Source organism: Streptomyces sp. NPDC044719 (assembly GCF_056433405.1).
Genome location: NZ_JBWKHE010000007.1, coordinates 152,093 through 170,194 on the forward strand (window position 1 = coordinate 152,093; position 18,102 = coordinate 170,194).

At 70.6% G+C, this 18,102-nt stretch carries 20 protein-coding genes and 1 riboswitch; of the genes, 9 read left to right on the forward strand and 11 right to left on the reverse strand.

From position 1 onward, the window contains the following. Positions 1 to 11 precede the first annotated feature (11 nt). On the forward strand, positions 12 to 275 hold the full coding sequence (locus AC07DF_RS27335; RefSeq protein ID WP_478976692.1) for a DUF3263 domain-containing protein: 264 nt from the start codon (positions 12 to 14) through the stop codon (positions 273 to 275). Positions 276 to 358: 83 nt separating this feature from the next. Here AC07DF_RS27335 and otsB read toward each other — a convergent pair whose 3' ends face one another. The 3 genes from otsB to AC07DF_RS27350 form a co-directional block, all read right to left on the reverse strand. Further along, entirely contained in the window at positions 359 to 1,186 is an 828-nt protein-coding gene (gene otsB, locus AC07DF_RS27340; protein WP_478976695.1) for a trehalose-phosphatase, read from the reverse strand. Positions 1,187 to 1,192: 6 nt separating this feature from the next. Next, the gene (locus AC07DF_RS27345; RefSeq protein WP_478976698.1) at positions 1,193 to 2,581 is read right to left on the reverse strand and encodes an alpha,alpha-trehalose-phosphate synthase (UDP-forming); all 1,389 of its coding nucleotides are present in this window, start codon (positions 2,579 to 2,581) and stop codon (positions 1,193 to 1,195) included. Between the two features lie 84 nt (positions 2,582 to 2,665). Continuing rightward, complete coding sequence (locus AC07DF_RS27350; protein WP_478976701.1) at positions 2,666 to 3,610, reverse strand: glucosyl-3-phosphoglycerate synthase; 945 nt, start codon at positions 3,608 to 3,610, stop codon at positions 2,666 to 2,668. Positions 3,611 to 3,765: 155 nt separating this feature from the next. Then, positions 3,766 to 3,921: riboswitch (SAM riboswitch) on the forward strand. Positions 3,922 to 3,939: 18 nt separating this feature from the next. Here AC07DF_RS27350 and thrC point away from each other — a divergent pair. The 6 genes from thrC (at position 3,940) to AC07DF_RS27380 (ending at position 11,402) form a co-directional block, all read left to right on the forward strand. Beyond that, complete coding sequence (gene thrC, locus AC07DF_RS27355) at positions 3,940 to 5,226, forward strand: threonine synthase (protein WP_478976704.1); 1,287 nt, start codon at positions 3,940 to 3,942, stop codon at positions 5,224 to 5,226. Between the two features lie 102 nt (positions 5,227 to 5,328). Beyond that, positions 5,329 to 5,604, forward strand: coding sequence for a MoaD/ThiS family protein (locus tag AC07DF_RS27360; protein ID WP_003991133.1), 276 nt, complete (start codon positions 5,329 to 5,331; stop codon positions 5,602 to 5,604). A gap of 448 nt (positions 5,605 to 6,052) precedes the next feature. Then, positions 6,053 to 6,256 (forward strand): cold-shock protein, encoded by a 204-nt coding sequence (locus AC07DF_RS27365; protein ID WP_003949956.1) that lies wholly within the window; start codon positions 6,053 to 6,055, stop codon positions 6,254 to 6,256. A 561-nt stretch (positions 6,257 to 6,817) separates the two neighbouring features. Then, positions 6,818 to 8,440, forward strand: a complete 1,623-nt coding sequence (gene groL, locus AC07DF_RS27370; protein WP_010035948.1) for a chaperonin GroEL — start codon at positions 6,818 to 6,820, stop codon at positions 8,438 to 8,440. 201 nt (positions 8,441 to 8,641) lie between these two features. After that, positions 8,642 to 9,763 carry an NADH:flavin oxidoreductase gene (locus tag AC07DF_RS27375; RefSeq protein ID WP_478976712.1) on the forward strand — a complete coding sequence of 374 codons (1,122 nt, stop codon included), beginning with the start codon at positions 8,642 to 8,644 and terminating at the stop codon, positions 9,761 to 9,763. Positions 9,764 to 9,851: 88 nt separating this feature from the next. Further along, positions 9,852 to 11,402, forward strand: coding sequence for a carboxylesterase/lipase family protein (locus tag AC07DF_RS27380; RefSeq protein ID WP_478976715.1), 1,551 nt, complete (start codon positions 9,852 to 9,854; stop codon positions 11,400 to 11,402). Position 11,403: 1 nt separating this feature from the next. On the opposite strand, the gene AC07DF_RS27385 is transcribed toward AC07DF_RS27380, so the two are convergent. From AC07DF_RS27385 to AC07DF_RS27405, 5 genes are all read right to left on the reverse strand, one after another. After that, the gene (locus AC07DF_RS27385; protein WP_478976718.1) at positions 11,404 to 11,973 is read right to left on the reverse strand and encodes a hypothetical protein; all 570 of its coding nucleotides are present in this window, start codon (positions 11,971 to 11,973) and stop codon (positions 11,404 to 11,406) included. 13 nt (positions 11,974 to 11,986) lie between these two features. Next, a complete protein-coding gene (locus AC07DF_RS27390; RefSeq protein WP_478976721.1) occupies positions 11,987 to 12,667 on the reverse strand; it encodes a Uma2 family endonuclease in 681 nt (226 codons plus the stop codon). Positions 12,668 to 12,726: 59 nt separating this feature from the next. Next, positions 12,727 to 13,536 (reverse strand): hypothetical protein, encoded by an 810-nt coding sequence (locus AC07DF_RS27395; protein ID WP_478976724.1) that lies wholly within the window; start codon positions 13,534 to 13,536, stop codon positions 12,727 to 12,729. Positions 13,537 to 13,788: 252 nt separating this feature from the next. Further along, positions 13,789 to 14,001: a DUF397 domain-containing protein gene (locus AC07DF_RS27400; protein WP_478976727.1), complete on the reverse strand. Its 213-nt coding sequence runs from the start codon at positions 13,999 to 14,001 to the stop codon at positions 13,789 to 13,791. After that, positions 13,985 to 14,824 carry a helix-turn-helix domain-containing protein gene (locus AC07DF_RS27405; protein ID WP_478976730.1) on the reverse strand — a complete coding sequence of 280 codons (840 nt, stop codon included), beginning with the start codon at positions 14,822 to 14,824 and terminating at the stop codon, positions 13,985 to 13,987. Before AC07DF_RS27405 ends, AC07DF_RS27400 begins: the two co-directional genes overlap by 17 nt. Positions 14,825 to 14,938: 114 nt before the next feature. Between AC07DF_RS27405 and AC07DF_RS27410 the strand changes: the two genes are divergently transcribed. After that, complete coding sequence (locus AC07DF_RS27410; RefSeq protein ID WP_478977967.1) at positions 14,939 to 15,184, forward strand: hypothetical protein; 246 nt, start codon at positions 14,939 to 14,941, stop codon at positions 15,182 to 15,184. An 11-nt stretch (positions 15,185 to 15,195) separates the two neighbouring features. Here the strand turns inward: AC07DF_RS27410 and AC07DF_RS27415 are convergent, their stop codons facing one another. The 3 genes from AC07DF_RS27415 to AC07DF_RS27425 are packed head-to-tail and all read right to left on the reverse strand — an operon-like array spanning position 15,196 to position 17,662. Beyond that, positions 15,196 to 15,660, reverse strand: coding sequence for an SRPBCC family protein (locus AC07DF_RS27415; protein ID WP_478976733.1), 465 nt, complete (start codon positions 15,658 to 15,660; stop codon positions 15,196 to 15,198). A 59-nt stretch (positions 15,661 to 15,719) separates the two neighbouring features. After that, positions 15,720 to 16,649 carry an N-acetylmuramic acid 6-phosphate etherase gene (murQ, locus tag AC07DF_RS27420; protein ID WP_478976736.1) on the reverse strand — a complete coding sequence of 310 codons (930 nt, stop codon included), beginning with the start codon at positions 16,647 to 16,649 and terminating at the stop codon, positions 15,720 to 15,722. Between the two features lie 41 nt (positions 16,650 to 16,690). After that, positions 16,691 to 17,662, reverse strand: coding sequence for a MurR/RpiR family transcriptional regulator (locus tag AC07DF_RS27425; protein WP_478976739.1), 972 nt, complete (start codon positions 17,660 to 17,662; stop codon positions 16,691 to 16,693). Between the two features lie 55 nt (positions 17,663 to 17,717). Between AC07DF_RS27425 and AC07DF_RS27430 the strand changes: the two genes are divergently transcribed. Next, a complete protein-coding gene (locus AC07DF_RS27430) occupies positions 17,718 to 18,101 on the forward strand; it encodes a hypothetical protein (RefSeq protein WP_478976742.1) in 384 nt (127 codons plus the stop codon). Position 18,102 lies beyond the last annotated feature (1 nt).

Sequence of the window (18,102 nt, forward strand, 5' to 3'; positions counted from 1 at the left end):
CGGTGCCTGGCATGGACGAGGACGACGCGGACACCGAGGGCTCGGGTGAGCTGGGGCTCGGGCGCCGGGAGCGGGACATTCTCGCGCTCGAGCGCCGGAGCTTTCCCGGCCCGGGCGCGAAGGAACGGGCCGTGCGGGAGGAGCTGGGGCTCGCGCCCGTGCGTTACTTTCAGCTTCTCAACGCGCTGTTGGACGACCCTCGGGCTCTCGCTCACGATCCGGTGACGGTGAATCGGCTTCGGCGGATACGGGAGAGGCGGCGGGCGGAACGGTAGGGGGTGTGGGGTGACCGGCCGTCGCGGGGTGCGGGCGTGTGGGGGGCTGGTCGCGCAGTTCCCCGCGCCCCTTTGGGGGCGCTTCAGCTGAGCTGGGTCGCCAGTGCCGTCAGTAGGTTCACTACTCCCTCCGGGCCGTCCACCACCAGGTCCGCTCGCTCCCGCAGCTCGGTCACCTCGTCGCTGCCGCTGCACACCAGCAGGCCCGGGGTGCCGTCGGAGCGGAGGCGGTCCACGGCGGAGTAGGCGGGCAGGTCGCCCAGGTCGTCGCCGCCGTAGAGGACGGAACCGGCGCCGATCTCGCGGGCGAACTCGGTGAGGGCGACGCCCTTGTCCATGCCGGGCGGGCGCAGTTCGAGGACCATGCGGCCGGGCTCGACGATCAGGCCGTGCCGGGTCGCCAGGGCGGTGAGCGGCTCGCGCAGGGTCTCGAAGGCGGCCTGCGGGTCGGCGGCCCGGCGGGTGTGCACGGCCACCGCCCGGCCTTTCTCCTCGACCCAGGTGCCGCTCCCTTCGAGCAGCCCGGGCAGCTCGGCGCGGACCGCTTCGACGCCGGGGTGCGGGTCGGGGGCGCTGACCCGGCCGCTGCGGGCGTCCCACCGCTCGGCGCCGTAGTGCCCGAGGACGACGAGGTGTTCGAGACCGGGTACGTCCGCGAAGCCGCCGTTGCGGACCGCGACCTCGGCCGGGCGGCCGGTGATCACCGCCACGGCGGCCACCTTCGGCGCGAGCGCCGCCAGCGCCCCCAGCGCCTCCGGATGGGCCCTGGCCAGCTCCGGATCGGCCACGATCGGCGCGAGCGTCCCGTCGAAGTCCAGCCCGATCAGCGCCTCGGAGGGCCGCGCGAGAAGGGCGTCCAGACCCTCCTGCCCTGCCTTGGTGACGGGTGCCGGCAATGTCTCCGGGCTCATCACCGCTCAGCCCCTCAACGCGTCGAGCTGGTCCACGAACCACTGTGCCGGTGGCAGCGCGGTCGCCGCCGCCGACAGACGCTTGGCGCGCTCGGCGCGCTCCTCAGGGCGCATCGAGAGCGCCTCGTGCAGGGCCGCCGCCGTGCCCGTGATGTCGTAGGGGTTGACCGTGATCGCGTCCTCGCCCAGCTCCTCGTGCGCCCCGGCCTCCCGCGACAGCACCAGCGCGCAGCCCGCGTCGGAGACGACCGGGACCTCCTTCGCGACGAGGTTCATGCCGTCGCGGATGGGGTTGACGAGCGCGACGTCGGCCAGCCGGTAGGCGGCCAGGGAGCGCGCGAAGTCGTCCTTGACGTGCAGGACGACCGGTGTCCAGCCCGGCGTCCCGTACCGCTCGTTGATCTCGTCCGCGAGGCGCTGTACCTCGGCCGTGTAGTCGCGGTACACCGCGAGGTCCTGCCGGGAGGGGTACGCGAAGGCGACGTGCACCACGCGCTCGCGCCACTCGGCGTGGGAGTCGAGGAGCGTGCGGTAGGCCAGCAGGCCGCGCACGATGTTCTTCGACAGCTCGGTGCGGTCGACCCGGACGATGGTGCGGCGGCCCTCGCCGATCTGCTCCCGCAGCGCGACCATCCGCTCCTCGACGTCCGCCTCGTGCGACCGCTTCCGCAGGAAGTCCGCGTCGGCCCCCAGCCCGTGCACGCCGACCCGCGTGCCCCCGAGCCCACCGGCGAACCGCTCGGCGCACGCGACGAACGCGTCCGCCCAGCGCTCGGTGAGAAAGCCCAGCCGGTCCGCGCCGAGCATGCCGCGCAGCACCTGCCCGGCCACGTCGTCCGGCAGCATCCGGAAGTACTCCGGAGGCGCCCACGGCGTGTGCGAGAAGTGCCCGATCCTCAGGTCCGGCCGCAGCTCGCGGAGCATGCCCGGCACCAGCGTCAGGTGGTAGTCCTGCACCACCACGGCCGCACCCTGCGCCGCCTCCTCGGCCAGCGCCTCGGCGAACGCCCGGTTGTACCGCTCGTACGACGTCCACTGCCGCCGGAACTCCGCGTCGAAGACCGGCTCCAGCGGCGTCTGGTACAGCATGTGGTGGACGAACCACAGCACCGAGTTGGCGATGCCGTTGTACGCGTCGGCGTGCACGTCGGCCGGGATGTCCAGCATCCGCACGCCGTCCTCGCCGACCCCGCGCCGGACGGCCTCGCGGTCGCCGTCGGAGAGCGCCGAGCAGACCCAGAGCGCGTCCGCGTCCGAGCCGATCGCGGAGAGCCCCGAGACCAGTCCGCCGCCGCCCCGCTTGGCGTTCAGCGAACCGTCCTCGCCCACCGCGTACGAGACCGGGCCGCGGTTGGAGGCCACCAGCACCTGTGCAGCACCGTACGTTGAAGCCATAGCCCTCAACCTAGCCCGGCCAGGAAACGCTCAAACGTACGGACCTGGAAGCCCCCGGCCCGCCCGGCCGAAAAACAGCCCCGGTCAGGCGGCCTTCCGCGCCTGGTACTCGGCGATCTCCACCATCGGCGGACGCTCCTCGGTGTCCACGGAGTACGTTCGCGGCTCGAAGCCGTCCCCGCCCCGCTCGAACTGCGTCAGGGACGGCCGGATCAGATGCCCGCGGGCCAGCCGCAGCTGGGCCGTGCGGTAGATCGCGGCGGCCATCCGGCCCAGCGCCTGCCCGTCCTGGTGCCGGTGCTTGCGCACCCCGACGTCGACCTGGGCGAGGGCGTCGAGACCCACCAGGTGCAGGGCGTCGACCAGCATGCCCAGCTCGACGCCGTACCCGACGGGGAACGGCAGCTGCTCCAGCAGCGAGCGGCGGGCCGCGTACTCGCCGCCGAGCGGCTGCACGAAGCCGGCGAGCTGCGGCCAGTGCATGTTGAGCAGCGGCCTGGCCATCAGCTCCGTGACCCGGCCGCCCTGCCCGGCGGCGGCGCCGAGGGGACGGTCGTACATGGCCTTCACCAGGTCCACGCCTGGCTCGGTGAGCAGCGGGCCCACGATCCCCGAGACGAAGTCGGAGGAGAAGTCCCTCAGGTCCGCGTCGACGAAGCAGACGATGTCCCCGCGGGTGACGAGCAGCGAGCGCCACAGCACCTCGCCCTTGCCGGGCACCGCGGGCAGCCGCGGAAGTATCCCGTCCCGGTGCACCACCGTCGCGCCCGCGGCGGCGGCCACCTCCGACGTACGGTCGGTGGAGCCGGAGTCGACGACGACGAGCTCGTCGACGAGCGGCACCTGCCGCATCAGGTCGTGGCGGATGACGGCGGCGATGTCGCCGACCGTCTCCTCCTCGTTCAGCGCGGGCAGCACGACACTGACCGTCTGGCCCGTGCGCTGCTTGGCGGCGAGTATCTGGTGGAGGGGGCGATCGGTCGCGGACCAGGAACGAGTGCTCAGCCAGCGCTCGACTTCTTCCAGCACCGTGGCGGCTCCTCTGCGTACTCTCGGCGGGACGGACTGTGAGCCATCTCGCGGTTCGGACGACTATCTCAACTGTCCTGGTCGTCGGTTACAGTCTTGAACAACGCGGGTGACCATCGCATGTCCGGGGTCAACCCACGTCGACAACCGAATACAGCTCATCCAGAGGGACTGAGGGAAACGGCCCGTTGAAGTCCCGGCAACCCTCCAGTCGGTACTCGTAGGTCACTGTCGACCCATGCGCGAGGCTCCCGGCTCGGGAAGGTGCCAAATCCGTCTCACGGCGAGATGCGTCGTGAGGAAGATGAGGAGAAAGGGCCTCGCCTCACATGGCTGCGCAGACTGTTGCAAGCACCACCGAATCCACCGTAGACCTCGGCCCCGCCGCCGCGCTGAGCTGCCGCGAGTGCGGTCACCGCGTCCCCCTCGGCCCGGTCTTCGCGTGCCAGGAGTGTTTCGGCCCGCTGGAGATCGCCTACGACTTCTCGGCCTACGACACCGAAGAGCTCCGCAAGCGCATCGAAGCGGGCCCCGCGAACATCTGGCGCTACGCCCCGCTGCTGCCGGTCCCGGCCGACGTCGCGGACAAGCCGAACATCAACCCCGGCTGGACCGCGCTCGTCAAGGCCGACAACCTCGCCCGTGAGCTCGGCGTCGACGCCGGCAAGCTCTTCGTCAAGGACGACTCCGGCAACCCGACGCACTCCTTCAAGGACCGCGTCGTCGCCCAGGCCCTGGAGGCCGCCCGCGCCTTCGGCTTCACCACCCTGTCCTGCTCCTCCACCGGCAACCTCGCCGGTGCGGTGGGTGCGGCGGCGGCCCGCGCCGGCTTCCGCTCCTGCGTGTTCATCCCGCACGACCTGGAGCAGGGCAAGGTCGTCATGGCCGCGATCTACGGCGGCGAGCTCGTCGGCATCGAGGGCAACTACGACGACGTGAACCGCTTCTGCTCCGAGCTGATCGGCGACCCGGCCGGTGAGGGCTGGGGCTTCGTCAACGTCAACCTGCGGCCCTACTACGCCGAGGGCTCCAAGACCCTGGCGTACGAGATCTGCGAGCAGCTCGGCTGGCAGCTGCCGGACCAGCTGGTCGTCCCGATCGCTTCCGGCTCGCAGCTCACGAAGATCGACAAGGGTCTGCAGGAGCTGATCAAGCTCGGTCTCGTCGAGGACAAGCCGTACAAGATCTTCGGCGCGCAGGCGCTCGGCTGCTCGCCGGTGTCCACGGCGTTCAAGGCCGGGCATGACGTCGTGCGGCCCCAGAAGCCGGACACCATCGCCAAGTCGCTGGCGATCGGCAACCCGGCGGACGGTCCGTATGTGCTGGATATCGCGCGTCGTACGGGCGGTGCGGTGGAGGACGTGAACGACGAGCAGGTCGTCGAGGCGATCAAGCTTCTCGCGCGGACCGAGGGTGTGTTCGCGGAGACCGCCGGTGGGGTGACGGTGGGCGTGACGAAGAAGCTGCTTGAGAACGGGGTGCTCGACCCTGCCAAGACCACGGTGGTCCTGAACACGGGGGATGGTCTCAAGACGCTGGACGCGGTTGCGGGGACCGGGCTGACCGCGACCATCCGGCCCAACCTGGACTCGTTCCGGGACGCCGGACTCGTCTGATCGTTGCTTGCTGCGGGCCGGTGGGGGCTGGTCGCGCAGTTCCCCGCGCCCCTGGGTGCGCGGCCCAGCCGTAGCTCAACCGAAACCGGAGGTCATATTCCGATGAGCGTCACCGTTCGAATCCCCACCATCCTGCGTACCTACACCGGCGGGCAGGCCGAGGTCGCCGCCGAGGGCGCGAACCTCGGTGAGGTCATCGCCGATCTGGAGAAGAACCACACCGGGATCGCCGCCCGGGTGCTGGACGACCAGGGCAAGCTGCGCCGGTTCGTCAACGTGTACGTCAACGACGACGACGTGCGGTTCGAGCAGGGCCTCGAGACGGCGACGCCGGACGGTGCCGGTGTGTCGATCATTCCCGCCGTCGCCGGCGGCTGAACCGGTCGACCGGCTTGATTATTACCATCGGTAACGGCCGTCACTGAGCGTTCATCGAATTGCCCCCTCCGTGAGAGAAGCGGAGGGGGCAATTCTGTGTGATTGAGCGCGGTACAGTTGGGGAACGCGATCCCGATCCCCTGATCGGGCACCCTGAATTCCTGCCGCGAGCCCGACAAGATGTAGCCAAAGTGTGTGGGTCTTTCGTGGCTTTTGTTCCCTTTGTGTGGCCCGACTTGCCCTGAAGTCGGGCGAATTCTCCCCACATTCCGGATCCTGCGCGTCCGGAATTCTCGTCCGATTGACCTGTTGCAGACGGCAGTTGGACAGATACATTCAGCCGCGGTCGACGCGTTCCGGCGCACGCCCCCAATCCGTGGGGGGTGAGGTCTGACCCGGATCCGCGAAGTGCGGATCTGTGCAAGGGCCAGTAATAGGGGAGTTAGGCATGGCTCAGGGCACCGTCAAGTGGTTCAACGCGGAGAAGGGGTACGGCTTCATCGCGGTCGACGGTGGTGCGGATGTTTTCGTCCACTACAGCGCGATCCAGATGGACGGGTACCGCACCCTTGAAGAGGGCCAGCGGGTCGAGTTCGAGATCTCGCAGGGCCAGAAGGGCCCACAGGCCGACATGGTTCGCGTGGCTGCCTGAACGCGCGACCACGACAAACCGCAAGCGGCAGGTCTTCTCTGAAGGGCCCGTACCCCCCGGGGTGCGGGCCCTTCGGCCTGCCCGGCGGGCCGGCCGGTGTGACGGTCCCCGCCCGGCGTGTCGGGCCCGCCGGGGCGGGGCGCTCGTCGAAGTCCGCCGCGCCCGAGGGTGCCCGGGAGCCCGGCCTGGTGCAGGGCGGCGAGTGTGCGCCCCGGGCTCGCTCGCGTCGGCCTCTCCAGCACCGCCGCAGGCCCTGGGCCAGGCCTTTCACGGCCTCGGCCGAGTCGCCGCGGCGCTGTCCGCGGGCTGTGACCGGGCCGGGCGCGCCCTGTTCGCCGGGGGCTGAGCGCGCCCCCGCATCTTGAGAGGCGCTTGCACTCGCCTAGGCCGAGTGCTAATCATTGCGTTAGCACTCTGAAGGTGAGAGTGACAACGTAAGGACCGGGTCGGTGAGGCCCGCAGGCCGGGTGGGGAAGGAACCCACGAGGCAAGCGAGCCGTCCGTCGCGGGCGCGGGCGCGGTCCGAAGTAATCACCCCCAGTCCTGGAGGGACCACTTCACATGGCCAAGATCATCGCGTTCGACGAGGAGGCGCGGCGCGGCCTCGAGCGCGGCATGAACCAGCTCGCGGACGCCGTGAAGGTGACGCTCGGCCCCAAGGGCCGCAACGTCGTCCTCGAGAAGAAGTGGGGCGCCCCCACGATCACCAACGATGGTGTCTCCATCGCCAAGGAGATCGAGCTCGAGGACCCGTACGAGAAGATCGGCGCCGAGCTGGTCAAGGAAGTCGCCAAGAAGACGGACGACGTCGCCGGTGACGGTACGACCACCGCGACCGTCCTCGCCCAGGCCCTGGTCAAGGAGGGCCTGCGCAACGTAGCCGCCGGCGCCAACCCGATGGCCCTCAAGCGCGGCATCGAGCGTGCCGTCGAGGCCGTCTCCGCCGCCCTGCTGGAGCAGGCGAAGGATGTCGAGACCAAGGAGCAGATCGCTTCCACGGCCTCCATCTCCGCCGCCGACACCCAGATCGGCGAGCTCATCGCCGAGGCGATGGACAAGGTCGGCAAGGAAGGCGTCATCACCGTCGAGGAGTCCCAGACCTTCGGTCTGGAGCTGGAGCTCACCGAGGGTATGCGCTTCGACAAGGGCTACATCTCGGCGTACTTCGCGACCGACATGGAGCGTATGGAGGCCGTCCTCGACGACCCGTACATCCTGATCGCGAACTCCAAGATCTCGAACGTCAAGGACCTGCTCCCGCTCCTGGAGAAGGTCATGCAGTCGGGCAAGCCGCTGCTGATCATCGCCGAGGACGTCGAGGGCGAGGCCCTGTCGACCCTGGTCGTCAACAAGATCCGCGGCACCTTCAAGTCCGTCGCCGTCAAGGCCCCGGGCTTCGGCGACCGCCGCAAGGCGATGCTGCAGGACATCGGCATCCTCACCGGCGGCGAGGTGATCTCCGAGGAGGTCGGCCTCAAGCTGGAGAACGCCACGCTCGACCTGCTGGGCAAGGCCCGCAAGGTGGTCATCACCAAGGACGAGACCACCATCGTCGACGGTGCCGGCTCGGCCGACCAGGTCCAGGGTCGCGTCAACCAGATCCGCGCCGAGATCGAGAACAGCGACTCGGACTACGACCGCGAGAAGCTGCAGGAGCGCCTGGCGAAGCTCGCCGGCGGTGTCGCGGTCATCAAGGCCGGTGCCGCCACCGAGGTGGAGCTCAAGGAGCGCAAGCACCGCATCGAGGACGCCGTGCGCAACGCCAAGGCGGCCGTCGAGGAGGGCATCGTCGCCGGTGGTGGCGTGGCCCTGCTGCAGGCCTCCCAGGTCTTCGAGAAGCTGGAGCTCGACGGTGACGAGGCGACCGGCGCCAACGCCGTGAAGCTCGCGCTGGAGGCCCCGCTGAAGCAGATCGCCGTCAACGGTGGTCTCGAGGGCGGCGTCGTCGTGGAGAAGGTCCGCAACCTCCAGGTCGGCCACGGCCTGAACGCCGCGACCGGTGAGTACGTCGACATGATCGCCGAGGGCATCATCGACCCGGCGAAGGTGACCCGTTCCGCTCTGCAGAACGCCGCCTCCATCGCCGCGCTGTTCCTCACCACCGAGGCCGTCATCGCCGACAAGCCGGAGAAGGCCGCCGCGCCCGCCGGTGGCGGCATGCCGGGCGGTGACATGGACTTCTGATCGACCCCTGGGGGTTTCCCCGGGTTGATCAACGGTCTCGCCGAGGGCGGCACTTCCTGTTCCGGGTATCCGGGCAGGGGGTGCCGCCCTCGGGCGTGTCCGGGGTCACAGCGCGGACGGGATGGCGCGGGTGGGCCGGATGGTTGAACCGCATGCCCTATGCGTATGCACATACTGTCCGGTATCCGAAGGAGCCCCTGAGTGACCGTCGCCGCCTCTCGCGCCGCTGAAATCCTGTCCCGGCCCGTCACGCTCAACGGCCTGACCGTCCCGAACCGCATCGCCATGGCGCCGATGACCCGCATGTTCTCCCCGGGCGGAGTCCCCGGTGACGACGTCGTCTCGTACTACTCCCGCCGTGCCGCCGCCGGAGTCGGCCTGATCGTCACCGAGGGCACCTACGTCGGCCACGACTCGGCCGGGCAGAGCGACCGCGTGCCGCGGTTCCACGGCGAGGAGCAGCTCGCGGGCTGGGCGAAGGTCGCCGAGGCGGTGCACGCCGCCGGCGGCACGATCGTCCCGCAGCTGTGGCACATCGGCATGGTCCGCAACCAGGGTGAGCCGCCGTTCGCGGACGCCCCGGCCGTCGGCCCCTCCGGCCTGCGCATCGGTGCTTCGGAGCCCACCGGCAAGGCCATGACCCAGGCCGACATCGACGCCGTCATCGGCGCGTTCGCCGAGGCCGCGGCCGCCGCCGAGCGCATCGGCTTCGACGGCGTCGAACTGCACGGCGCCCACGGCTACCTGCTCGACCAGTTCCTCTGGGAGGGCACCAACCGCCGCAGCGACGCCTACGGCGGCGACCGGGTCGCCCGCGCCAAGCTCTCGGAGGAGATCGTCGCGGCGGTCCGCGAGACCGTCTCCGCCGACTTCCCCGTCATCTTCCGCTACTCGCAGTGGAAGCAGGAGGCCTACGACGCCCGCCTCGCCGAGACGCCCGAGGAGCTGGAGTCCATCCTGACCCCGCTGGCCGCCGCCGGTGTCGACGCCTTCCACGCCTCCACCCGCCGCTACTGGGTGCCCGAGTTCGAGGACTCCGACCTCAACCTGGCCGGCTGGACCAAGAAGCTGACCGGCAAGCCCACCATCACCGTCGGCTCGGTCGGTCTGAACGGCGTCGACTTCCTCAAGTCCTTCCAGGGCGAGGGCGCCGAGGTCAACGACCTCGACAACCTCCTGGACCGCTTCGAGCGCGACGAGTTCGACATGGTCGCCGTCGGCCGCGCTCTGCTCCAGGACCCGCAGTGGGCGGCCAAGGTGCTGGACGGCCGCTTCGAGGACACGGCCCCGTACGACCCGGCGGCGCTGAAGACCCTCAGCTGACCTCGTCACCTGAGGCTCTGGATTTGCTTGCGTCAGTCAAGGACACTGGCCGAACGCCTGTGCACCGGCATTCCGTGAGGAGATCCAGATGACGACGACCGAGTCCCGCCCGCCGCACGGCGGCCCCTCTGATGAGCCCGCGCCGGTGGTGCGCACCACCGCCGGTGCGGTCCGGGGCCGCAGGGAGGAGGGACTCGCCGTCTTCCGCGGCATCCCCTTCGCCGCGCCCCCGGTGGGCGAGGCCCGCTTCCAGGCACCGCGCCCCGCCCAGCCCTGGGACGGCATACGCGACGCCCACGCCTTCGGCCCGCCGCCCCCGCAGGACCTCGGCAGCCTCGGCGGGCCCGGCCTGCTGAACCTTCCCGAGGGCGACGACTGGCTCACGGTCAACGTCTGGACCCCCGAACCCGACCCGGCCGCCCGCCGCCCCGTCATGGTGTGGATCTACGGCGGCGCCTACAAGCTCGGCCACTCCGGCAGCCCCGGCTACGACGCCCGGCACATCGCCACCGACGGCGACGTCGTGGTCGTGTCCCTCAACTACCGGGTGGGCATGGAGGGCTTCGCGTTCGTCGAGGGCGCGCCCGCCAACCGCGGTCTGCTCGACCAGGTGGCCGCGCTGGAGTGGGTGCGGGACAACATCGAGGCGTTCGGCGGCGACCCCGGCCAGGTCACGGTCTTCGGTGAGTCGGCGGGCGCGGGTTCTGTGGCCTCGCTGCTCTCCATGCCGCGCGCGGCCGGTCTGTTCCGGCGGGCGATCGCGCAGAGCGTGCCGGGGACGTTCTTCTCCGACGCGCTGGCCCGGGACATCGGTCTCGCCCTGGCCGCCGAGATGGGGCTGCGTCCCACGGTCGCCGACCTCTCGACGATCGCCCCGCACCGACTGACGTCGGCGGGCGAGACGCTGGGCGCCAAGATGCTCCAGTACGTCGACCGCTGGGGCCAGGCGGCGCCCACGGTCACCCCGTTCTCCCCGGTGGTCGACGGCGAGGTCCTGCCGACGACCCCGTGGCAGGCGCTGGCGGCCGGATCGGCGAAGGACGTCGACCTCCTCGTCGGCCACAACCGCGACGAGTTCCGCCTCTTCATCGCCATGGCGGGCCAGCAGATCACCGAAGAGAAGGCGAGCGCCGCCCTCCGCCTCTTCGCCCCCGGACCCGACGGCGAACAGGCCTACCGCGCCGCGTTCCCCGACGCATCCCCGAGCGAGCTCTACGAACGCGTCCAGACGGACTGGCTGTTCAACATGCCCTCCCTCCACCTGGCCGAAGCGCAGCGCGCGGGCGGCGGCACGGCCCACGTCTACGAACTGACCTTCCCGGCCCCGGGCAACGGCGGCGCGCTCGGCGCCTGCCACGGCCTGGACATCCCGCTGCTGTTCGGCACGTACGGGGCGGACCTGGGGGCACTGCTCTTCGCGGGCACCGAGCCGTCCGAGGAGACCCTGTCGCTGTCGTCCCGTTTCCGCTCGTCCTGGACGTCCTTCGCGAGGTCGGGCGACCCGGGCTGGCCGGCGTACGACGACGAGCGGCGGCTGGCGCAGGTGCTGGACGCGGAGCCGGTGGTCGGCGCCTACCCGGAGGAGACGTCGCGGCGTCTGTGGGAGGGCTACGGCTTCCCCGCCCTGCCCCTCCTGTGAGCTACAGGTTGCCCATGGGTTCGATGTCGACCTTGACCGGCGTCCCCCACACCCGCAGCACCTCGTAGTCGGTGAACTCGTGCACCAGGCGGTACGCCATGGCGGCCCGGGGTGCGCGGCGCTGGGCGTTGATGAACAGCTCGGCCTCGCGGCGATCCCGGCGCGGGGTGCCGCACAGTTGCCAGGTCTGGCCGTTCCACAGCTCCGGCAGCCAGCGCTGCTGGGGCTGGGGGCGGTCGCCGCTCACGCCGTAGCGGGACTGGACGGGCTCGGTCTGTGGCTGCTGCGGGGCCGGGCCGTTGTACTCGTTCCGGCGGGCGGTGCGGCGGCGGGTCTCGCACAGCAGGCACAGGTCGGGGGCGTTCTCGTCGACCGGGCCGTTCGGATGCTCGGCGCAGCGCGTGCTGGGCGCGGCGCCCGCGACGCTCTCGTCCAGCAGGTCCAGGGCCCGCCGCAGATCCGCCTTGACCTCGTGCAGCTTGGCGTCCGGGGTGTCGGAGGTGAGGGCCTCGCCGTGTTCGCCGAGGACTCGGAGGGCACGGCCTAGGGCGGTGAGCTGGGCGTGGTTCATACGCCTATTGTCCTCAGTCGGCGTAGTCCTTGAGCTTCTCGGTGTCCAGGGTGATGTTCACGGGGGTGGGGAGCTCGATGGTGGCGCCCCAGGGGTGTCGGGAGATCTGCTGGTAGCGGCCGTCTTTCGGTTCGCTGTGGACGGTGAGTGTGTTGTTGTCGCGGTCGATGAGGAGGTAGACGGGGATCTCGGCCGCCGCGTAGCCGACGGGCTTGTCGATGCGGTCGCGTTGGTCGGTGTCGCGGTCGTGGGAGGTGATCTCCACGGCCATCAGGGACCCGTCGGGGTCCGACCACTCGCCATCGCCTCGGAAGTGGTCCACCGGCACCAGAGTTCCGTCCGTGCGAGCGCGGCCCTTGCGGTAGGCCTCGGCCTTGACGCCGGACTCGGGCACAAGGTCCAGGTCAGGCCGGTGCTGCATGCACTGACGCAGCAGCCACATGAAGATCGAGCGGTGGTTGCCGTCCGGCACAGCTTTGACCTCTACCTTTCCATTGATGTACTCAAGCCGCACCGTCTCGGGCGCTACCGCGGCAAGCTCCTCGAACTCGTCCACGTCGAGCGGGCCGTGCCGGATGCACAGTCGCCCGCCCAGGAACTCCAGCCTGTTCCGGATCTCCCTCGGAGCCCTGCTCACGAGTTCGTCGAAGTCCTCGACATCCATCTGCGGGCGGTCGGTCGTGTCTCGGGTCATGGCTTCGCCTCCTTCCCTCCATCGTGCCCCGGGCTGGTGGCGCCGGACCGTAGGAGCTGTCATGTGAGTGCCTTCTCTTGTAGTCGTTGGGACATCGCGGCGCGGATACCGGCCGCGTGGGCTTGGACCGTGGGGGCGGACAGGGTTGCAGGGGGTTGTGCGGGGGCGTGTTCGCCCCGGCAGGCGCTGCAACGGCCCCCTGGCAGGGTTTCCGGACGCCCCGGGGCGCCGCAGTTCGCGCACTCCAGCACTCGCAGGGGCGGGCGCGGGGCGGGTGGGGGTGGGAGTTTGCTGGTCAGGCGGGTGCGGACCAGGGCGGCAGCGTGGTGGACGGGCGTCGGCAGGCCGGCGGTGAGCGCCCGCAGTACGTCGTCCTCCGAGGCACCTCGCGCGAACCAGTCCGCCACGAGTGGGGCGAGCGTCGCGCAGTCCCGTTCGGAGAGGGACAGGACGGAGGCTGTGCGGCCGAGGGCGGCGAGGAGGATGTGGGCCCGGGATCGGGTGGGGCGCGCCGCCTGCGGCTGTGGTGCGTCGCCGTGGGTGAAGGCGGCCCACCAGTCGTCGTCCCGGGCGGTGCGGGTGAACCACGTTCGAGTGATCCAGCGGGAGCTGCCGTCTTCGGCCGTCACGCACTCCCTGCCTCGGCGCAGGTGCCCTGCCCCCTGGAGGCGGTTGAGGGCGGTGCCGAGGGCGCACTGTCCGTACGGGAGCTGTTTGGCCAGCGTCTTTACGGAGATGTCGGCGCCGTCGGGGAGTCGGTCCAGGTAGGCGGCGATGGCGGCTTCGCGGGGTGGGAGGTGGGCGAAGTCGTCGTTCGTACGGGGGTGTTGGTCGGGGGTGGTGCGTTTGCCGTAGCCCGGGTTCGCCATGGGGTGCGCGGACGGGGAGGCAGCACTAAAGTTGGCTTCAGCCATGGGATCGACTGCTGCTTTCGATCTGATGGTTAAGCCCCCGCAGGTGTTGGCGCACCGGGCGGGGGCTGTTACTTGTCCAGGAACGGTAGAGGCATATGACTGTCCGTGGCAAGCCGAACGCGTCGCGTCAACTCGCCGGGTGGGAGGGCGGGTTGAGGCCCTCCACCCGTTCCTTACTAAGAGGGCTCGAAGCTCGGATCCCGAAGCTCAGGCGGTCCCGTCCTTGAGGTTCTCGACGAACGCCGCCCAGGCCGTGGCCCGGAACACGAGCTTCGGGCCGTCGGGGGTCTTGGAGTCGCGGACGGGGATGACGGCGGGGAACGCCTGGGTGGCTTCCAGGCAGTTGTCGCCGCTCCCGCCGCTGTAGCTGGACTTGTACCAAGTGGCCGCGTGCAGGTCGGAGTCAGGAATGTTCCTCATGCGTGTAATCCTGGGCCATTGCTTCGAGCAGGGCTAGAGACTTCTCCGGCGACAGTGCGGAGGCCGCGAGGAAGTCGTAGTAGAACCGGTACTCCGCGACGGTGGCGGGATCGTCGTCCAGCCGCCCAGTGCCAACGCCCTCCAGGTAGGCCAATGGAGGGGCGTCGTCGAAGTCCATCAGCTTGACGCACCCCTGCATGGCCGGGTGCGCCCCCGCGTCGAACGGCAGCACCTGCACAATGGCCCGGCTTCGGCGGGCCAGGTCGATGATGTGGCGCAGTGTCTCTGCCATGACCTGCGCCCCACCTGTCACGCGACGTAGCGCAGACTCGTCAATCACCGCCCACAACAACGGCTTTGTTGGATCGTCGAGGATGTGGGTCCGCTCCACGCGAGCAGCCACTCTCTTCTCGATCTCCTCGTCCGGTGCCGTCGGCTGATATGCGCGGCACACCGCCCGGGCGTAGGCGGGGGTCTGGAGCAGGCCGGGAATCAGCATCGACGCGTACTCCCTGATGGCCGTAGCCCGGGCCTCCGCCTCCGCCGCCTCCGCGAAGTGCTCCGGATACTTCGACTTCGCCGCCGCCCCACAGTTCCGCTGAAAGAAGTCCTCCGTCCCCAACGCCTCATCCAGCAACCGCGCGTACTCCCGCTGCAACCTCCGCGTCCCCGCCTCCAGCTGCCCGATGAACGACCCGCTCACGAACAGCCGCTGCCCCAGTTCCTCCTGGCTCAGGCCGGCCTTCTCGCGGGCATGGCGGAGTTCGGCGCCCAGGAGGGCCCGAGGGGAGGAGGACGGGTCGAGGTCCCTGGATCCGGGCATGGGCAACTCCCTGTCGTACAGATCGGGTTGTTGGACCGCCGTGTCTGGCCAGGCTAGAGGCGCGTCGGACACGCTGTGTGGTGAATCACAAACTCAGCGTGGAGGTAGGAGAACGTGCGCTCGACCGAAGAGATCGTGGAGTCGCTGCGGGACGCGCTCAAGGGAGTCGGTGTCGTACTGCCGTCCCTGTGCGTCGATCCGGTCACCGCCGCGAGCGACGAGCCGTTCGCCCTCGTCGATCTCGGCCGGTGCAACGTACGGACGGCCGAGCATCTGACCGACGTACTGCGGTCGCTGCCCGCGAGGGAGACACTGCGGGCGCGGGTGAGGCAGGTCAACCGGGAGCCGAAGTCGAGGTGAGGTGCGTCGACTCAGCCGTTGCGCCCCTCCACCGCCGAGGCGACGTCGTCGAGATCCTTCGCGATGGCCTTCCGCACGGCCCGCGCCCCCACACCGCCCAGAAGCTTGGCGAGGAGCCCCCGGGCACCGCCGCCCGGCTCCGCGTCGAACGTCATCCGCACCGTGGTCGCCGACGGACCATCTGCCCGCAGCTGCCACTCCGAGATGTAATGGGTGCCCTGCGAGTCGGCCTCCACCACATAGCGCCCGGGCGCCTCGCAAGCGGTCACCCACATCTCCTCGGTGGCCTCTTTGCCGAACATCCGCCGTGTCTCCCGCCACCGCGTGCCGACCCCGAAACCGCCCTCGGTGAGGACCTCGATCCGTGTGACCCCGCTGAGCGCGCGCTCCATACCTCCGAGGTCCGTCAGCGCCTCCCACACGGCGCCCTGCCCGGCGGCGATCCGCCGCTCCACGACGACGCTTCTGCTGCTCATGCCCCCATGAAAGCACCGGGGACGGACAATCGCCCCTCACCAACCGTCCCCAACGGCACCTAGCGCGCGTCCAGCGCCGCCCGCAGATGCCCGCCGGACTCCTCCAGCAGTCGGGCCGCCGTCGGGCCGTCCACGTCGGCCAGGATCGTCAGCACGGCGTTCTTGACCTCGCCGTCGGTGGCCTTCAGGGCCTGCTCGATCTCCTCGTCGCCGGCGCCGGTGGCGAGGGCGACGATGCGGTGGGAGCGGGCGCGGAGTTTGTCGTTCGACGCGCGGACGTCGACCATCAGGTTCCCGTACGTCTTGCCCAGCCGGATCATCGTGATCGTCGAGAGCATGTTGAGGACGAGCTTCTGTGCCGTGCCGGCCTTCAGGCGGGTGGAGCCGGTGAGGAGTTCGGGGCCCACGACGATCTCGATGCGGTGGTCGGCGGCGGCCCCGAGCGGGCTGCCGGGGTTGCAGGCGAGACCGACGGTGAGGGAGCCCCGGGTGCGGGCGTACTCGACCGCGCCGATCGCGTACGGCGTGCGGCCGGAGGCGGAGATGCCGACCACCGTGTCGTCCGAGGTCAGGCGGAGGGGCTCCAAATCCGTCCGGGCCAGCTCCCGGGAGTCCTCCGCGCCCTCGACCGAGGTGACCATGGCCTCGGGGCCGCCCGCGATCAGGCCGACGACCCGGGACGGGTCGGTGTTGAACGTGGGCGGGCACTCGGAGGCGTCCAGGACACCCAGCCGGCCCGCCGTGCCGGCGCCCGCGTAGACGAGGCGGCCGCCCCGGGCCATCCGCTCCGCCACGGCGTCGATCGCGGCGGCGATCTGCTCCAGCCGCGCCGCGACCGCCCCGGCCACGGTGGCGTCCTCGCCGTTCATCAGCCGCGCGATGTCCAGGGTGGGCAGCCGGTCGATGTCCGCGAGCTCCGGCCGGAAGGCCTCGGTGGTCAGGGACTCCAGCTCGGTTCTGAGGTGCCGGGGGTCGGAGGTGGAGGTCATGACGGCTCTTTCCGTGCTTCCCGTGTCTGTGTCGGTGCGGTTCAGGGGCGGTGCCGGTGGGCCAGTGCCTCGTACGACGCCGAGAGCGCCGGTGCCGCCGTCTCGTACGTCCGCTGCGCCACCCCTACGAACAGGCAGTCCACCACAAGGAGCTGGCCGGTCCGCGACGACATCGCCGCCGGGCGCAGTTCGCTCTCCCGCGCGGTGGACGTGGTGAGGATGTGGTCGGCGTACTGCGTGACCGGGCCGTCGGGACGGCCGGTGATCGCCACGGTCGTGGCGCCGCGCTCGAAGGCGACCCGCAGCGGCTCTATGACGTCCCCGGTCGACCCCGAGTGCGTGATGGCGATCGCCACGTCACCGGCCCGCAGTTGCACCGCGTTCGTCACGGCCAGATGCGGGTCGCTGTGGGCGTGGGCCATCAGCCCTATGCGCAGCAGCTTCTGGGTGAGGTCCTGGGCGACCAGGCCGGACGCCCCGACGCCGTACACATCGGTGCGGCGGGCCGCGACCAGCGCGGAGACGGCGGCGCCGAGCTGGACGGTGTCGAGGCCGGCGGCGGTGTCGGCGAGGGTCTGCTGTTCGTCGTAGGCGAGCTTGGCGACCACGTCGGCGATCGGGTCGTCCACCGCGATGTCCGTCGTGATGGCCGGGGCCCGGCCGGACTGCTGCTGGGCTGCGAGGCCGGCGAGGGCGAGGCGCAGGTCCCGGTAACCCGGATAGCCGAGCAGACGGGCGGTGCGTACGACGGTCGCCTCGCTGGTGCCGGTGAGCTCGGCGAGGCCGGTGACCGTGAGGGCCGCGCAGCCGGCCGGGTCGCCCGCCACGGCCTCGGCGACGCGCTGCATGGAACGCGTCATCGACGGGGCCAGCGTGCGGACTTTGGCCGCGAGGGCGGCGGGGGCGGGCGGGGTGCCGAGGGTGCCGACCATGGCACTCGGGCCGCCCGTGCCACCGGTGCCGGCCGTGCCGCCGTTCTCACCGGCGAAAATTTCCTTCACTCTACGGGTCACACATGAAAGATATTTTCGGCTCGGTGCCGGGTCAAGAGTGCGCACAATGGGGGGCATGGAGCCCATCACCCCCTTGGAGCAGACGCTGCACGCCGCGCGTGCCCTGGTACTGGCCGACCTCGTCGCGGGACGTGTCGCCGAGGCGGACGTCGTGTCCCTGGTCGAGGAGTCCGTCACGCAGCGGCGGTGGTGGGTCGAGCAGTGGCCGGAGGGCGCGCCGTACGTGGCCGGTCTGGTCGCGCAGGACGTCCAGGACGCCCTGCTGGAGCGGTACGGCCGCTGGCCGTTGTGCCCGGTGTGCGGCACCGGTGACCCGCACGCGCTGGACGTGGAACCGGTGCTGGGGCCCGACCCGCAGTGGGTGTGCGGCGAGGCGGGCGTGAAGGTCGCGGCGGTGGGGTCGCTCAGCGAGGCCATCGGCCCGGCGGCGTCCGAGTGAG